The 15,317-nt window shown below is 41.0% G+C and carries 14 protein-coding genes; 4 read left to right on the forward strand and 10 right to left on the reverse strand.

Annotated features, from left to right (window positions below):
• Positions 1-1,282: hypothetical protein (locus VIM89_RS09225; protein ID WP_488155867.1), on the forward strand; the 1,282-nt coding region annotated here is incomplete at its 5' end.
• Between the two features lies 1 nt (position 1,283).
• On the opposite strand, the gene sppA is transcribed toward VIM89_RS09225, so the two are convergent.
• Complete coding sequence (gene sppA / locus VIM89_RS09230; RefSeq protein ID WP_488155868.1) at positions 1,284-3,071, reverse strand: signal peptide peptidase SppA; 1,788 nt, start codon at positions 3,069-3,071, stop codon at positions 1,284-1,286.
• Positions 3,072-3,158: 87 nt separating this feature from the next.
• Here sppA and folK point away from each other — a divergent pair, with 87 nt between their 5' ends.
• Together folK and VIM89_RS09240 are read left to right on the forward strand one after the other, a co-directional pair.
• Positions 3,159-3,638, forward strand: coding sequence for a 2-amino-4-hydroxy-6-hydroxymethyldihydropteridine diphosphokinase (folK, locus tag VIM89_RS09235; RefSeq protein WP_488155869.1), 480 nt, complete (start codon positions 3,159-3,161; stop codon positions 3,636-3,638).
• A gap of 51 nt (positions 3,639-3,689) precedes the next feature.
• Positions 3,690-4,067, forward strand: a complete 378-nt coding sequence (locus VIM89_RS09240; RefSeq protein ID WP_488155870.1) for an Hpt domain-containing protein — start codon at positions 3,690-3,692, stop codon at positions 4,065-4,067.
• On the opposite strand, the gene purS is transcribed toward VIM89_RS09240, so the two are convergent.
• The 3 genes from purS to rho form a co-directional block, all read right to left on the reverse strand.
• A complete protein-coding gene (purS, locus tag VIM89_RS09245) occupies positions 4,064-4,318 on the reverse strand; it encodes a phosphoribosylformylglycinamidine synthase subunit PurS (protein ID WP_488155871.1) in 255 nt (84 codons plus the stop codon). The genes VIM89_RS09240 and purS overlap by 4 nt on opposite strands.
• Positions 4,299-5,021, reverse strand: coding sequence for a CDP-alcohol phosphatidyltransferase family protein (locus VIM89_RS09250; protein WP_488155872.1), 723 nt, complete (start codon positions 5,019-5,021; stop codon positions 4,299-4,301). Before VIM89_RS09250 ends, purS begins: the two co-directional genes overlap by 20 nt.
• Positions 5,022-5,104: 83 nt before the next feature.
• A complete protein-coding gene (rho, locus tag VIM89_RS09255) occupies positions 5,105-6,724 on the reverse strand; it encodes a transcription termination factor Rho (RefSeq protein ID WP_488155873.1) in 1,620 nt (539 codons plus the stop codon).
• 252 nt (positions 6,725-6,976) lie between these two features.
• Here rho and pyrF point away from each other — a divergent pair, with 252 nt between their 5' ends.
• On the forward strand, positions 6,977-7,810 hold the full coding sequence (gene pyrF, locus VIM89_RS09260; RefSeq protein ID WP_488155874.1) for an orotidine-5'-phosphate decarboxylase: 834 nt from the start codon (positions 6,977-6,979) through the stop codon (positions 7,808-7,810).
• A gap of 79 nt (positions 7,811-7,889) precedes the next feature.
• On the opposite strand, the gene VIM89_RS09265 is transcribed toward pyrF, so the two are convergent.
• The 6 genes from VIM89_RS09265 to VIM89_RS09290 all read right to left on the reverse strand — a co-directional run bounded on the left by VIM89_RS09265 (position 7,890) and on the right by VIM89_RS09290 (position 15,186).
• The gene (locus VIM89_RS09265) at positions 7,890-9,254 is read right to left on the reverse strand and encodes an exonuclease domain-containing protein (protein ID WP_488155875.1); all 1,365 of its coding nucleotides are present in this window, start codon (positions 9,252-9,254) and stop codon (positions 7,890-7,892) included.
• A gap of 122 nt (positions 9,255-9,376) precedes the next feature.
• The gene (gene yidC / locus VIM89_RS09270) at positions 9,377-11,194 is read right to left on the reverse strand and encodes a membrane protein insertase YidC (protein WP_488155876.1); all 1,818 of its coding nucleotides are present in this window, start codon (positions 11,192-11,194) and stop codon (positions 9,377-9,379) included.
• 19 nt (positions 11,195-11,213) lie between these two features.
• A complete protein-coding gene (pyrG, locus tag VIM89_RS09275; protein ID WP_488155877.1) occupies positions 11,214-12,824 on the reverse strand; it encodes a CTP synthase in 1,611 nt (536 codons plus the stop codon).
• 278 nt (positions 12,825-13,102) lie between these two features.
• Positions 13,103-13,714, reverse strand: a complete 612-nt coding sequence (locus VIM89_RS09280; protein ID WP_488155878.1) for a hypothetical protein — start codon at positions 13,712-13,714, stop codon at positions 13,103-13,105.
• Between the two features lie 26 nt (positions 13,715-13,740).
• Positions 13,741-14,472, reverse strand: a complete 732-nt coding sequence (kdsB, locus tag VIM89_RS09285; protein WP_488155879.1) for a 3-deoxy-manno-octulosonate cytidylyltransferase — start codon at positions 14,470-14,472, stop codon at positions 13,741-13,743.
• Positions 14,473-14,571: 99 nt separating this feature from the next.
• Complete coding sequence (locus VIM89_RS09290; RefSeq protein ID WP_488155880.1) at positions 14,572-15,186, reverse strand: deoxynucleoside kinase; 615 nt, start codon at positions 15,184-15,186, stop codon at positions 14,572-14,574.
• Positions 15,187-15,317: the final 131 nt, after the last annotated feature.

Genomic DNA, 15,317 nt, shown 5'->3' on the forward strand with positions numbered 1-15,317 from the left:
TACTATAACCGTGCTTGATAGTCTGCAGCGGCCATGTGCGGAACGTATATTCTTTGCACATTATGATAGGCGGGTAAAAATGGACATCGTGACAAACAGTTCTGATTATACTACCCGACAGAAAGTCGAACTAAAATTAAAGATGAACTCTCAAGCATTGGACACACTTAAAGGGATGGTTTCAATAGCATGTGTACAAAGTAACAGGATGGAGATCAGGAAAGCCAACGATATCGAAAGCTATGTTTATCTGATGAATGAACTGGAGAATATGCCGGTAAAAGTAAATTACATGGGACAAACGCCTGATGATAGAGCTTATCTTGAAAATATATTGTTGATAAAAGGCTGGAGAAGATATAAATGGCAGGATATTTATAATGCAAATGCAATAGATACAACTCTTGCTATGAGCCGTATGATTTTGGGAGGATGTGTGAAGAGAGGAAAATTTGAACTAAAAGAACCCACGCCCTTGATGATAAGAAATGATTCAATTGTAAAAGTTATACAAACGGATAATAATGGACGATTTGAACTGGAAGATCATTATATTATGACTGACTTAAATAAGTCTGTTATTCTACAATTAAATGGTAAAGATTTGGATGAACAAATAGTTCTTAATAAGGATTTTGAAAAGGTGAACGATCAGTTGATCGATTCATTTATCCCTTACTATTATTATGTTAGGCAGGATGCCCAAAACGACATAATTGACGGTTTTGAAAGGGCAATTAATCTAAAAACGGTTGTAATAAAGGGAACTAAAGATGATGATTTTAAACCAACTTCATTTTTCAATTCTTATGGATCAAATGCTTGCGGTGACTATGTGTGTTATAAAAATGTATTGAATTGCCAATACCACTTTAATAATCCATTGAATAGACCACCAAAAAAAGGAGAAAAATATTTTATCGAAACACAGAGAGTGAACCCAAAAACTATGCAGAAAACTTTCAAGTCAAATGACCAATATTCAGAGATCTATTATACAGGTTGCACCATACCCAACAATGGTCAATCGGCAATTGCGATCAGTGGTATCAAATATAGCAAAGAGTTCTATGGCGAAGACTATTCAATCATCAACCCCTCACAACCCGAGTACCAGTCGACCATTTTCTGGAAGCATGCCTGTTATATTAATTCTAAGGAAGAAACCAGTTTGAGCTTTTATACCAGTGACATCACAGGTCCGTTTAAAATTATTATACAGGGCATTACTAATAACGACGTTATTTATGGCGAAAAGGAATTTAATGTTAAAAAGCCTTAGCTTACTTGATCACAATATCATAAGGCATTCTCATTTGCGGAGTGCGCGCCATTTGCGTAAGGCCTTTAATCTGTTCGTAATAACGGTAATTGTCGCCCAGTTCTGACTTTACAAAGTGCGCTTTCATTTGCGCACTAATATCTGTGCCGAACTTGTTGAATACACCCTTCTTTTGTTCCGGATATTCAACCAGTTTGAATTTTTTGATGTTCGCCTTCTTTGATGCTGACCAAATGGCGTCATTGATGTTGCCCAGACGATCAACCAAACCGATTTTTACAGCCTGTTCGCCGGTCCACACGCGACCCTGTCCAATACTATTAATATAGGCCTGTGTTTTATGGCGGCCTTCGGCAACTGCCTTGGTAAAGTCGTCGTAACCATGGTTTACATTGTTTTGCAAAATGGCTTTTTCTTCAGGTGAAAGTGGCTTGCTGATGTCGCCCAAGTCAGAATATTTACCGGTTTTTACACCGTCAAAGGTGATTCCCAGCTTATCATTAAACAATTTTTGCAGATTAGGGATAATCGCAAAAATGCCGATAGAGCCAGTCAAGGTATTAGGCTCGGCAATAATAGAATCTGCTGCGCACGAAATATAATAGCCACCCGATGCTGCCAAGTCGCCCATAGAAACGATGATCGGTTTAACCTTTTTAGTCAGCATTACCTCGCGCCAAATTACATCAGATGCCAGCGAACTACCACCAGGGGAATTTACCCGGAAAACAACCGCTTTTACATTATCATCCAGTCTTACTTTGCGTAATGCAGCCGATATTTTTGCTGAACCAATCGTATTATCATCGCCTTCACCACCATTGATTTCGCCTGAAGCATAAACAATGGCTATCTGGTTCTTGATGGTTTTCTTTGAATCATCATCATCTTTTGAGGAGGTATTATTGCCGGCTGCATAATCGCCCATCTCAACTTTATGAAGGTCTGATTTTGAGCCTATTCCGGTGCGGTCCCTTAGCTCATCCAGCACTTCATCTTTGTATTTTAAGCCGTCAACTAATTTATATTTCAGCGCGTCTTCCGGAAATTGTATCTTCAGATTATTGGCGATATAGGATAGCGAGTCTTTACTGATCTTGCGGCTCTTACTGATATTAGTCAGGAAAAAGTTATATAAGGAACCGATATAAGAATTAACTTGTTCGCGATTGGCATCGCTCATTTTGGTCAGCACATAAGGTTCAACAGCACTTTTGTAGGTGCCTACTTTAATTACCTGTGCTTCAATGCCTAATTTATCCAGAGCCCCTTTAAAGAAAGTGATCTCTGAGTGGAACCCGCTAAACTCAAATATGCCTTTAGGGTTAATATATACCTTATCGGCCACCGATGCCAGGTAGTAAAACCCTTGTGTGTAAACCTCGGAATAGGCGATAATAAACTTACCCGATTTCTTAAAATCAATAAGTGCATTACGTATTTCCTCCGTAGTAGCCTGTCCCGAAAGCATATAGCTTTCATCCAGGAAAATGCCTTTTATATTTTTGTCGATCTTTGCTCTTTTAATATTGGCGAGGATATCGTTAAGGCCTAAATTTTTATCACCGTCAATCCCTAAAAAATCAAGTCCGGAAAGCGGATTATAGGGAGTACGTTCGGGGATTTCGCGGGTAAGTGCGATGTGCAGGTATGAGTCTGAATCAATTTCTACATGTTTATCTCCACTTGCAGCCGCCATTATTATACCCACGATAACAACCAAAAATATCACACTGCACAAAATAATCCCCACCACCGTGGCGAAAACAAATTTGAAGAATTGTTTCATTAAATATTATAAATCTTTTATCTATGCAAACTTAGTAATTCAATATGTATAATATTAAGAGCTTTATCTATAATATTTGTTACAACAATGATTGATGTTTTTTTGTTATTAGGGAGTAACCTGGGCGATAGGAGCGAATATCTGCAGAAAGCCATCCATCTGATTGAGACGGAATTAGGAGGTATAGTACAAACATCATCAGTTTATGAAACTGAAGCCTGGGGTAAAAACGACGAGCCCAATTACCTGAACCAGGTAGTGCGGGTAAATACAGCGCTATCAGCCAGGCAGGTACTAGAAAAAATATTACAGATCGAAACAAAAATGGGCCGTATACGTGAAGAGAAGTGGGGATCGCGTATTATCGATATCGATATTTTGTTTTATGGGCATGATATTATTAATGAACCGGGTCTTATAGTGCCACACCCTGAATTGCAGAACAGGAAGTTCACCCTTGAGCCGCTAAACGAATTGGCACCCGATTTGCAGCACCCTGTACTTGAAAAAAGTATTTTTCAACTTAAAAACGAACTTAAAGATAACTTGGTCGTAAAAAAGTTATAATTTTGATTTAACAATAACTAACTGAATTTATAATAATATACCAGCCTAAACATGCCGGATAGCTCAGCTACACCAGATCTTGATCTTACCTTTTTATACGAAATTGCTGATGGCAGCGACGAATTCGTCGTAGAATCTATTGACATGTTATTGCAACAGGCCCCTGAAATGCTGAACAGCATCGATCAGGCATTGCAATCAACAGACTGGCTTGCCGCTGCGGCGTCTGCTCATAAACTCAAACCATCCATGGGCTTTTTTGGGATGCTTATTTCCCAGGGTTTATTGCAGGAGGTGGAGTTACTTTGTAAAGCAGGCGGACAGGAGCCGGAGCAGATAAAGGCAAAATACACTCTGGCAAAAGATCTGATCGAAAACAACCTCTCAGAGCTTTCACGCATCAAAGCTGAGAAAGAAGCCGGAATTTAAATTTTGTGGATCGTGAAGCTGTAGCTTTCCATAATCAGGTTAGCTAACAGGCTTTTGCAGGCTTGTTCTACTTTTGAGTTGGCAATTTCTTCGTTTTCAGCTTCAATTTCGAGCGAAACATGCTTGCCGATGCGTACGTTATGTATCTCGGTCAATCCAAGATTTTTCATACTACCGGTCACAGCTTTTCCTTGAGGGTCAAGAATTTCCTTTTTGGGCATTACGTCGATTTCAGCCTGAAACTTTGTCATTAGAGAACTTATATTGAATGATAGATAGGGTGATATATATGATTATGATCACCGGAACCGCCGCAAATTTAAAAAATAGTATCAATATTGCCGAAAACAGCAGTAATAAATAACGATAAATGTTCTTGTCAAGGTCGGTGTTTTTGAATTTGAGCGACATTAAAGGCAGCTCAGCCACTAATAGCGAACACATTATCAGGACGAAAACGGCCAGCACATATACGTTTAATATAAAATCACCAAAATTGGCATGATGTTCTAGTATAAAAGGTAACGATGCTATTAATATGGCATTTGCTGGGGTAGGTAAACCTATGAAGCTCTCTGCCTGGCGGGTATCATTATTGAATTTAGCCAATCTTAACGCCGAAAAAACCGAGATCAGGAAAGCGCTGAAATTGAGCCACGGACTAACATTAGGGATTTGAGGAGTTTTTAAGAACAACTCATATAAGATAGCCGAAGGCAAAAAGCCAAAGCTCACCATATCAGCCAGCGAATCAAGGTCTTTCCCGATATGGGAAAATGATTGCAATACTCGGGAGGCAAAGCCATCAAAAAAATCAAATATTGCGGCTAAGAAAAGAGCGTAGGATGCAAATATCAGGTTTTCCTGGAAGGCAAAAACAATCCCGACGCAACCGCTGAACAAGTTAGCACAGGTAATGGCATTGGGAACATGTTTACTTACGCGTGTATTCATTTCTCGGGGCGAAGATATGCAGGGTTTATAAAGAAATCGTGAAGTTATGATATATCAATCATAACTTCACAATCTCAAAGCTATTAAGAATTCATCGAGATCAGGAATTCTTCGTTGGTTTTTGTGCCTTTTATCTGTGCCTGCAAAAACTCCATCGCTTCCTGCGAGTTCATATCTGCCAAATGGTTGCGCAATATCCAAACACGCTGTAAAGTATCGCGTTCCAGCAACAGATCGTCGCGGCGGGTACTTGAAGCGGTGATATCGATAGCAGGGAATATACGTTTGTTAGATAGCTTACGGTCGAGCTGCAGCTCCATGTTGCCGGTACCTTTAAACTCTTCGAAGATCACTTCGTCCATCTTAGAGCCGGTTTCGGTAAGTGCTGTAGCAATGATAGTTAATGAACCACCGTCCTCGATGTTACGTGCAGCACCGAAGAAACGCTTAGGTTTATGTAATGCGTTAGCATCCACACCACCAGATAATATTTTACCAGAAGCAGGAGCCACAGTATTATAAGCACGGGCCAAACGGGTGATCGAGTCGAGCAGGATCACAACGTCGTGACCGCATTCAACCATACGTTTTGCTTTTTCCAGTACGATATTGGCAATTTTTACGTGGCGTTCAGCCGGCTCATCAAAAGTTGATGATACCACCTCGGCACGTACGCTGCGGGCCATATCGGTAACTTCTTCCGGGCGTTCGTCTATCAGTAGGATGATCAGGTAAACTTCAGGGTGATTTTTAGCGATAGCATTTGCTACATCCTTCAGTAACATGGTTTTACCAGTTTTAGGCTGTGCTACGATCAAACCGCGCTGACCTTTACCAATAGGGGAAAACAGGTCCATGATGCGGGTTGAATAATTGCCCGAATCAGTGAACAATTCCAGTCTTTCAGACGGGAAAAGCGGTGTTAAGTGATCGAAAGGAACACGGTCGCGCACTTCGGCAGGGATACGGCCATTGATGGCTTCAACCCTTACCAGCGGGAAGTATTTTTCACCTTCTTTTGGCGGACGGATGCTTCCGCGAACGGTATCACCGGTTTTTAAACCGAATAATTTTATCTGCGACTGCGATACGTAAATATCATCAGGAGAAGTCAGGTAGTTATAATCAGATGATCTTAAGAAACCATAGCCATCAGGCATAATTTCCAGAACGCCTTCATTTACAATGACATTATCAAAATCAAGATTGATAGCAGGCTCCTGGTTTTTTTGCTGATTTTGGTTGTTGTTAAAGCGGCGCTCAAATTTTTGAGGTCTTGCTTCACCTGCCGCCTCGTCAGACTTAATTACCGGGGCTTCCTGGTCTTCAGTTATCGGAGCTGATGCAACTATAGGTGCATCTTCATTATCTTCCGCAATGCTCTCTTCATCAGGAACATCAAACAGCGTAGTGTCATCCAGAGGGACCTCTACACGAGGGCTGCTTTTTGATTTGGTAGTACGTGTTCTTTTGCGATTTCTTTCGGCAGGCTCTGCATCGGCGGCGGCTGATTTTATTTCGCTATAATTATCGTTCATAGCTGCCTGCTGGGCGCGGGCTGCTTCTATTAGTTGTTGTTGTTCCACGATCCTGCTAATCAGTTGTGATTTTCGCAGTTCTTCGGCTTCAGCAATACCTAAACTCTTCGCCATTTCGCGCAACTCTGAAACGAGTTTGTCGTTCAATTCTGTGGTATCAGACATGGATATAAATAATAGTTCAAATGGAATATTTTACTTGAGAGAAATTGTCCTGCGGCTCTGCTTACGCAATATCTAAAAATTTATAGCTTGTGGATTTTTAAATTGTTTCTTTAGCGCAAGAAAAATTCAAAAGGATAACGCTGCAATTTTACTCATTAATATTAACAAAACAAAAATTTTGGAAAAATATGTTTGTGTATCAACACTTAGCTTATTTTTTAGTTTTTTTGCAGCAGAAAATAATACGCGCTAATGCTTTCCCGCCAGCAACTCATTCAACAGATAAAACAAAAAAAATCTTTCCTGTGTGTAGGGCTTGATACCGATATCGATAAGATACCCGCATTTTTAAAGGAATATCCAGATCCGATATTTGAGTTTAATAAGCGCATCATCGATACCACTAAAGACCTATGCATTGCCTATAAACCCAATGCTGCTTTCTACGAGCGTCATGGCATAAAAGGGTTACAAAGTTTGATAGCTACTTCTGAATATTTGCCAAAAGATTGCCTGAGCATTATTGATGCCAAGCGGGGAGACATCGGCAATACATCCGGTATGTATGCCCGTGCGTTTTTTGATAAAGAAGCCACAGGAATGGATTTTGACGCTATAACTGTTGCCCCATATATGGGAAATGACAGCGTGACACCTTTTCTTGCTTTTGAAGGCAAATGGGTGATTTTGCTTGCCTTAACTTCATCAGTAGGCAGTAAGGATTTTCAATATCTTGACATAAACGGCGGAACGCTTTACGAAACCGTCATTCAAAAAGCCAATACCTGGGCCGGTGCCGACCGCCTGATGTATGTGGTAGGAGCTACCAAGAGCACCGAATTCACCAATATCCGCAAATATGCGCCGGATAATTTCCTGCTTGTGCCGGGGATTGGTGCGCAGGGCGGTAGTCTTGAAGATGTTTGCAAATATGGTATGACAAAAGATTGCGGCCTGATCGTCAACAGTTCCAGGGCGATTATCTATGCTTCAAACGGTGAAGACTTTGCTGACGCTGCGAGAGCAGAAGCTTTAAGGGTTCAGCAGCAAATGCAGACGGAGCTGGAAAAAGCGGGAATTATTTGATTTGCGATTTACGAATTTAGATTTACGATTTTAAAGTCGGGTCATAATAAATCGTAATTCGTACATCTAAAATCGTAAATCAAGCAAACACCATCGTCCTTTCAGGATACCTCAAAGCATAGTTCGATACCATATTCCGGATATAGTCATTTCCCGGGTATTGGGTAAGGTGATTTTTAAGTTGATCGAGGTTGTCTACGTCAAAATAATGGGAAATATAACCCATGCCATAAAACTGACCTTTTTCAATCAGGATACAGCTGTGCTCATCTAACTGGCGACCTTCATCGCGTATAGCAAATGTAGGCAGGGCATCCTTTAATTGGGAAATAGCTTGATCTACTTTCCGGTTATAGTCTTCTACAGTTTCAATGCCCTCGCAAGCACATAGGTGTTGCATAACACCGGTGCAAGGTTCATTATTGGTTTGTATAAAGCAGAGTTTCGGGCAGAGCTCAAATTCGTCAATCAATTTGAGCAACAGGTTCCTACCATCCAGTAAGGAATTACAGGTGTATATTGGTTGGGTAAGCTTTCGGCGTTTATCTACTGCCAGTCTTAAATATCCGTTTTGATCCTCAAATACATATAGTCCATAAGCATGCTCAAAACGCTTTAATGAACGGTTATATTTTGGCCACAGACGTTTGATCTCAATAGCCTCCAGCACAAAAGCGATCAATTCTGTACCGCAACTTTGATAGGATATATGGTGGATATTGCGTAAAAACTCCTGTCGCTGCAAACCTGGGTTATTACCCGAGAAATGACTGCAAACCCGTTGCTTGATATTACGTGCCTTGCCAACGTAGATCACTTTACCCTTTTCGTTATGGAAATAATAGACGCCAGGTGTATAGGGGAGTTGATCTATATCTTCTTTTGGCAGATTGGCAGGTAACACCTGCTCCCTCGAGCGGTGTTTAAGTGCCTGGCCAATATGATTGCTATTATCATTCTGAAGCAAGAGAGAGAATAATGTAGCCGTAGCCTCCGCATCTCCTAAAGCCCGGTGACGATCATTATTTTCAATTCCCAGATGCCGGCACAGTTTTCCCAAACTATAGGATGGCATGCCCGGCAAAATCTTACGGCCAAGCCTTACTGTACACAGTTTATTACTTTGCAGATCGTACCCGGCAGCCAACAAGTGGTATCGGATAAACGAGAAATCAAAATTGACATTGTGGGCAACGAATATCTTTCCGTGAAGCAAGTGATAGATATCTGCAGCAACATCCTCAAATGGCGGTGCATCCTGCACCATCTCGTTAGTGATGCCTGTCAAAGCGCGAATGTACACCGGAATTTCCTGTCCGGGATTGACAAGGGTGCTATAGCGCTGCGTAACCTTCTTCCCATCATGCAGACATATAGCAACTTCAGTAATGCCGTTTGAACTGGCATGCCCTCCCGTCGTTTCTATATCCACAATAGCGTACATGGGTTCAAATTTAGTGATTAGTTAATCAGAGACCAGTTATCGGGTGAGAATTTTTTGAAAATAAAAATGCCCTGAACTTAGTCAGGGCACAAATAATTAATCGCTGGTCACAGGTTAACCGATCACTTCTTCTTCGACTGTATCTGTTGTTGCTGACGCATGGCCTCTTCCATACGGGCCTGGAAACCTGATTTCTTTTTCTTTTCTTCCGGTTTCTTTTTGTTTTCCTGTATCTGCGCGTGAATCTTTTTATCGTCGACCATCAGCCTGATCAGGTATTGCTGGCCGAATGTGAACATGTTGGCCAAGAAGTAATAATAGTTCAAACCGGCAGGATAGTTGTTCAGTGTGATCAGGAAGATGATCGGGGTAATATACCCGATGTATTTCATTTGTCCTGTTGCACCTGATATCTGGTTGTTAAAATAAGTATAAACCAAAGTAGATATGGTCATCAGCAAACACATTAAACTGATGTGGTCTACACCGAACACTGGTGAGAAGCTGATCACCGAATCATAGGTAGATAGGTCATGCATCCACAGGAAACTCTCACCACGAAGCTCAAACAAGCTCGGGAAAAAGCGGAAGAAGGCAATTACGATAGGCATTTGCAGCAATAAAGGCAAACATCCACCCAATGGATTCACACCTGCTTTTTTATACAGTTTCATGTATTCCTGTTGCAGCAGGGTCGGGTTGTCATCGCCAACTTTTGCCTTTATCTCATCCATTTCAGGCTTTAGAATTCTCATCTTAGCCATTGAAAGGTATGATTTGTAGGTAAGCGGAGACAGTACCAATTTCAGCAGAACGGTCAGAGCCAGGATAATCAAGCCATAATTCCAGTTAAACTGTTTCAGGAAGTTGAATACAGGCAATACTGCAAAACGGTTGATGTATTTTAACGGTCCCCAACCTAAGCTAATCACTTTATCCAAATCGTGGCCTTCTGCTTTGAGTGTGCTGAAACGGTTTGGTCCGAAGTAGAATTCCAACGGTAAGCTGCCATCTGCTGACCGTGCAAATGATAAGTCAGCTTTCATTTGCTTAACATCAGCATTGTTAGTTACATCAGTGCTAACTGCCAGGCTCGATTTATCAATACCTTGTTTAGCAATCAGGATGTTTGAGAAGAAGTGCTGTTTAAAAGCTACCCATTGCAATTTCTTATCAGCAATTGTTTTCTGATCGTCTTTACCTTCACTCAGCCAATCTACATCATTATCCGAATTGTAATAATATACTGATGAGTATTGACGCTCCTGCTTCATATCTTTTTCCTGCTTGTGCAGGCTTGCCTGCCAATCCAGGTTAAGGGTATTGCTGTTCGCCATTACATTATCAAGACCTGTAGTCTTGATGGTCAGACCAAGTTTGAAGCCTGTTCCCTTTAATGAATAGATGTAATCGATGTATTGAGTAGGACTATAACTCAGGCGCATCGTTAATGTACTGGAGTCTTTTTCAGCTACAGTCAGGTTTTGAGCACTTGGCGTAAAGTAAAGCTCATCAGTATTGATATTCTTATCCTGGGCACGGAAAGTCAACCCGAAGTGGTTATTCTCACCATCAAATAAGATCAACGGCTTTTTATCGAAGGTCTTAAATTTTTTCAGCTCAACTGAATAAACGCGGCCACCTTTATTGCTAAGTTTTACACGCAGCTCCTGGTTTTCAAGGGTAACGAATTGTTCGCTGCCTACAGTTGCAACGCCGAAAGGTATTTTCTTTAATGCAGAGTCAGCTAAAGTGACAGTTTTTTTTGAAGTATCGGGTTTTGTAGCTTTAGAAGCCGCAGTGGCTGCTTTTGCTCTTTTAATCGAGTCCTGTAGTAACTGCTCCTTTTTTATATCAGCATCCGAGGGCTTCAAAAGAAAATAAGACCCCAGCATGATCAGAACGATCAGTACAAACCCTGTTATTGTATTCTTATCCATTTTATTGTTATCGTACTATTTACTTCTTGCGGGCATATGCCAGCGAAGCGGCGACAAAGTTAACAAAAAGTGGGTGAGGATTAGCAACTGTTGATTTTAATTCCGGGTGAAATTGTCCGCCCACAAAAAATGGATGATTTTTCAGCTCAATGATCTCTACCAGACCGTTATCCGGGTTGATGCCTGACGGGATCATTCCGGCTTCTTCATATTGTTTCAGATACTTGTTGTTGAACTCAAAACGATGGCGGTGACGCTCAGTAATATGCGTTTTCCCGTATATGGCAGCCGCTTTTGTGTTTTTCTTTATATCACAAGGATAAGCGCCTAAACGCATGGTACCACCTTTGTTTTTAATCTTCTTCTGCTCTTCCATCATGGCGATCACGGGATGAGGGGTATGTTCGTTCATTTCAGTACTATTGGCATTTTTCAACCCCAAAACATTACGACCAAACTCTACAACCGCACATTGCATACCCAAACAGATGCCGAAGAATGGAATATTATTTTCACGTACGTAGCGTATTGCCTCGATTTTACCTTCAAAACCGCGCTCGCCAAAACCCGGCGCAACCAATACACCATGCAGACCCCTCAGGCGTTCAATAGCATTGCCGGGAGTCAATTGTTCAGATGGGATATATTCAACACGTACTTTACACTCATTCTTCGCACCGGCATGAATAAACGATTCGGTGATGGATTTATAAGCATCCGGCAGCTCCACATATTTACCCACCAGACCAATACGCACCTCCGAAGTTGGATTTTTCAAACGACCCAGGAAATCTTTCCAGCTCTCCAGCTCGGGCTCATTTTTATGAGAAAGTTTCAGCTTGGTCAATACCGTTTTATCCAACTGTTCTTTTAGCATCAGCAACGGCACATCATATATTGTAGAAGCGTCGATCGACTCGATAACTGCGTTGATATTTACGTTACAGAACAATGCGATTTTTTTGCGGATTTCCATATTGATGTGGTGCTCGGTACGGCAAACCAGGATATCTGGTTGGATACCGTATTCCAGCAGCATCTTCACAGAGTGCTGTGTAGGTTTGGTCTTCAATTCGCCTGCAGCAGCAAGGAATGGGATCAAAGTCAGATGTATAACCAACGAGTTGCCTGAACCGGTTTCCCACCTGAATTGGCGCACAGCTTCAATGTAAGGTAAGGATTCGATGTCACCTACCGTTCCGCCTAATTCAGTGATTACGATATCATAATCGCCGCTTTCGCCCAATAAACGGATGTTTCTTTTGATCTCATCAGTAATGTGAGGCACTACCTGGACAGTTTTACCTAAAAAAGCACCTTCACGCTCCTTATTGATCACGTTCTGATAAATACGACCGGTGGTAATATTGTTGGCTTGCGAGGTTGGAGTATTCAAAAAACGCTCGTAATGGCCAAGGTCAAGATCGGTTTCGGCACCGTCTTCAGTAACATAGCATTCACCATGCTCATAAGGGTTAAGTGTTCCGGGATCGATGTTGATGTATGGGTCGAACTTTTGGATCGTAACGCGGTATCCGCGCGATTGAAGAAGTTTGGCCAGAGAGGCAGAAATAATGCCTTTCCCTAACGACGAAGTAACGCCGCCCGTCACAAAAATGTATTTAGTCATGATGATATTGTGTATTTGGCGCCTGTTTTTACACCTGCACCTTTTGTTTGTGTACGGGATACAAAAGTAGCAAAATTTTCAGACTTTGCTTGCTGAAATCACAAATGTTGAAAAGGAATCGGGATGTGGAGAATGTTAACTTGTTGTAAAGTTGGAAAGTTGAAAGGTTGGAAAGTCAGGTGATTGTCTGAACCTGAATTTATCGAATTTTAAAATTCTCAGAATTACAATTCTTTAAATTATTTAATTCTGAGAACTCTGGTTCAGACGGAATCGATTTATTTAGAACTTTTATGGTTCTCAAAATATTCATCGTTATAGGTCTTTATGTAGTACTGAATTAGTTTGAAGCCATAATTAACGTCTTTAATGGCATTTTTGAAACGTTGTAGTAATTCTGGGTTATCTGCAAGTGCATTAAATAAATTCTGCTGACGTTCTTTGCGTGAAGTATTCGCCTCGTAACTATTATCGCCAATATGAACTGAATTTCTGTACATTTTAATCAATTTTAAAGAATCTCCATTTTTCTCCTCATACCAATATGTGTCACTTCCTGAGTTGAGTTCATATAAATTTATTTGTCCTCGTTCAAGCAATTGAAGAAATGTACGTCCTCCTGGACCAGGTGTATGTTTGGATAAAAATAACACGGAATCTTTCGATGAATAATAGCCATTAATACTATCGGCATTTAGTTTTTTTGAACCCTTGACACCTTCAATTTGATATTTAAACCAATCTACGTTGTTACTACTATGAAGCTCACATTTAATTGTATCATTTTTTAGAGTTATGATATAGTCGTTGAAACTCTCATCTTGCGCGAATGACGTAATGCTAAAAAACAGCAAACAGATTGCTATTAGGGAAGTTATTTTTACTTTCATTACAATAAGGTTGGTAAAATATTTTCTTACTCAAATATAAGCTTTTTCAAATCATCCGGCGTATCAATAGCAATCGTTTCAATCTCCGTTTCGGCTACTTTTATTTTATAACCGTTTTCTATCCAGCGTAATTGCTCCAGGCTTTCGGCTTTTTCGAGGGGAGATACCGGAAGTTTGGTGATTTCCTTCAGAACATCAGCCCGGTAACCATAAATGCCGATATGTTTAAAATAAGTAAAATGCAGCAGCCAGTTTTGAGGCTCCTGTCCACGTATATGAGGCAGGGGAGAGCGCGAAAAATAGATCGCCTCAGAGTTTTTATTGATGATAACCTTCGGCGAACTGGTATTATGCAACTCATACTCGTTTGATACTTTTTTTACCAATGTGGCAAGTTGCGTGTCGGCATCATTAAAGCAATTGATCAATTTGCTGATCTGCTCCGGATCGATATAAGGTTCATCACCCTGAATATTGATAATTACATCGTATTCCGGATGTTTTTCTGCTACCTCAGCACAGCGGTCCGTGCCACTTTGATGGGTAGCGGAAGTCATCATCGCTTTGCCGCCAAAACCGTTTACATGCTCAAAAATGCGGTCATCATCCGTCGCAACGATCACTTCTGATAACTGAGAGCACTTTTTGGCCTGTTCATAAACCCGCTGGATCATGCTCTTTCCGGCAATATCCACCAGCGGCTTTCCTGGAAAGCGGGTAGAAGCGTAGCGGGCGGGAATGATACCTAATATGTGCATGGTTGTAGTAGTTGTAGAGGTTGTAAATGTTTAAAGGGATAGGTGAAGTTTAAAAAGACAACCACTTCAACCTTTACAACAATTACAACATTTTTAACTTTAGAATAACCCATTTATCTCCCGCTCAATCCTTTCTACAATGGTCGCCATATCGTCGGTGTTGTTGGCGAAATCGAGTTTGTCTTTGTCCAAAATCAGCAGTTTACCCAGTTTATAGCCGTTTATCCATTTCTGGTATTTGTCATTCAGCTTGGAAAGATAATCCAGGCGGATACCGATTTCGTATTCGCGGCCACGGCGTTGAATGTTGTTAACCAAAGTAGGTACCGATGCTTTCAGGTAAACCAGCAGATCGGGTGGTTTTATAAAGGCGGTGATATTATCAAAAATAGCACGATAGTTTTCATAGTCGCGGGTGGTCATCAGGCCCATATCATGCAGGTTTTCGGCGAAGATGTAGGCATCCTCATAAATAGTGCGGTCCTGTATGATGTTTTTATTGCCTTGCTGAATATCCAGTATCTGCCTGAAACGGCTGTTCAGGAAATATATCTGAAGGTTAAAGCTCCAGCGTTTCATATCGCTGTAAAAATCTTCCAGGTAAGGATTGTTGTCTGCAGCCTCGTAAAGAGGTTCAAAACCATAGTTTTTGGCCAGTAATTCAGTAAGGGTGGTTTTCCCGGCGCCGATGTTTCCTACGATAGCTATGTGCATGCGATGGTCTTAATTCATGGTTTACGGTTGATGGTTCATAGCTCTTCACAGGGAAGTATAGAAACCACAGTTAACTACGTCCGACTAATATACATTATGAAGTATGAACTCACAATTTTTTTAATAGTTCA

This window comes from Mucilaginibacter sp. (genome assembly GCF_036568825.1).
In the GTDB taxonomy this organism is placed as follows: domain Bacteria; phylum Bacteroidota; class Bacteroidia; order Sphingobacteriales; family Sphingobacteriaceae; genus Mucilaginibacter.

Bases quoted from the DNA above. Each gene is read 5' to 3' on its own strand.
- sppA (WP_488155868.1), bottom strand. From the start codon at position 3,071: ATGAAACAATTCTTCAAATTTGTTTTCGCCACGGTGGTGGGGATTATT.
- folK (WP_488155869.1), top strand. From the start codon at position 3,159: ATGATTGATGTTTTTTTGTTATTAGGGAGTAACCTGGGCGATAGGAGC.
- VIM89_RS09240 (WP_488155870.1), top strand. From the start codon at position 3,690: ATGCCGGATAGCTCAGCTACACCAGATCTTGATCTTACCTTTTTATAC.
- purS (WP_488155871.1), bottom strand. From the start codon at position 4,318: ATGACAAAGTTTCAGGCTGAAATCGACGTAATGCCCAAAAAGGAAATT.
- VIM89_RS09250 (WP_488155872.1), bottom strand. From the start codon at position 5,021: ATGAATACACGCGTAAGTAAACATGTTCCCAATGCCATTACCTGTGCT.
- rho (WP_488155873.1), bottom strand. From the start codon at position 6,724: ATGTCTGATACCACAGAATTGAACGACAAACTCGTTTCAGAGTTGCGC.
- pyrF (WP_488155874.1), top strand. From the start codon at position 6,977: ATGCTTTCCCGCCAGCAACTCATTCAACAGATAAAACAAAAAAAATCT.
- VIM89_RS09265 (WP_488155875.1), bottom strand. From the start codon at position 9,254: ATGTACGCTATTGTGGATATAGAAACGACGGGAGGGCATGCCAGTTCA.
- yidC (WP_488155876.1), bottom strand. From the start codon at position 11,194: ATGGATAAGAATACAATAACAGGGTTTGTACTGATCGTTCTGATCATG.
- pyrG (WP_488155877.1), bottom strand. From the start codon at position 12,824: ATGACTAAATACATTTTTGTGACGGGCGGCGTTACTTCGTCGTTAGGG.
- VIM89_RS09280 (WP_488155878.1), bottom strand. From the start codon at position 13,714: ATGAAAGTAAAAATAACTTCCCTAATAGCAATCTGTTTGCTGTTTTTT.
- kdsB (WP_488155879.1), bottom strand. From the start codon at position 14,472: ATGCACATATTAGGTATCATTCCCGCCCGCTACGCTTCTACCCGCTTT.
- VIM89_RS09290 (WP_488155880.1), bottom strand. From the start codon at position 15,186: ATGCACATAGCTATCGTAGGAAACATCGGCGCCGGGAAAACCACCCTT.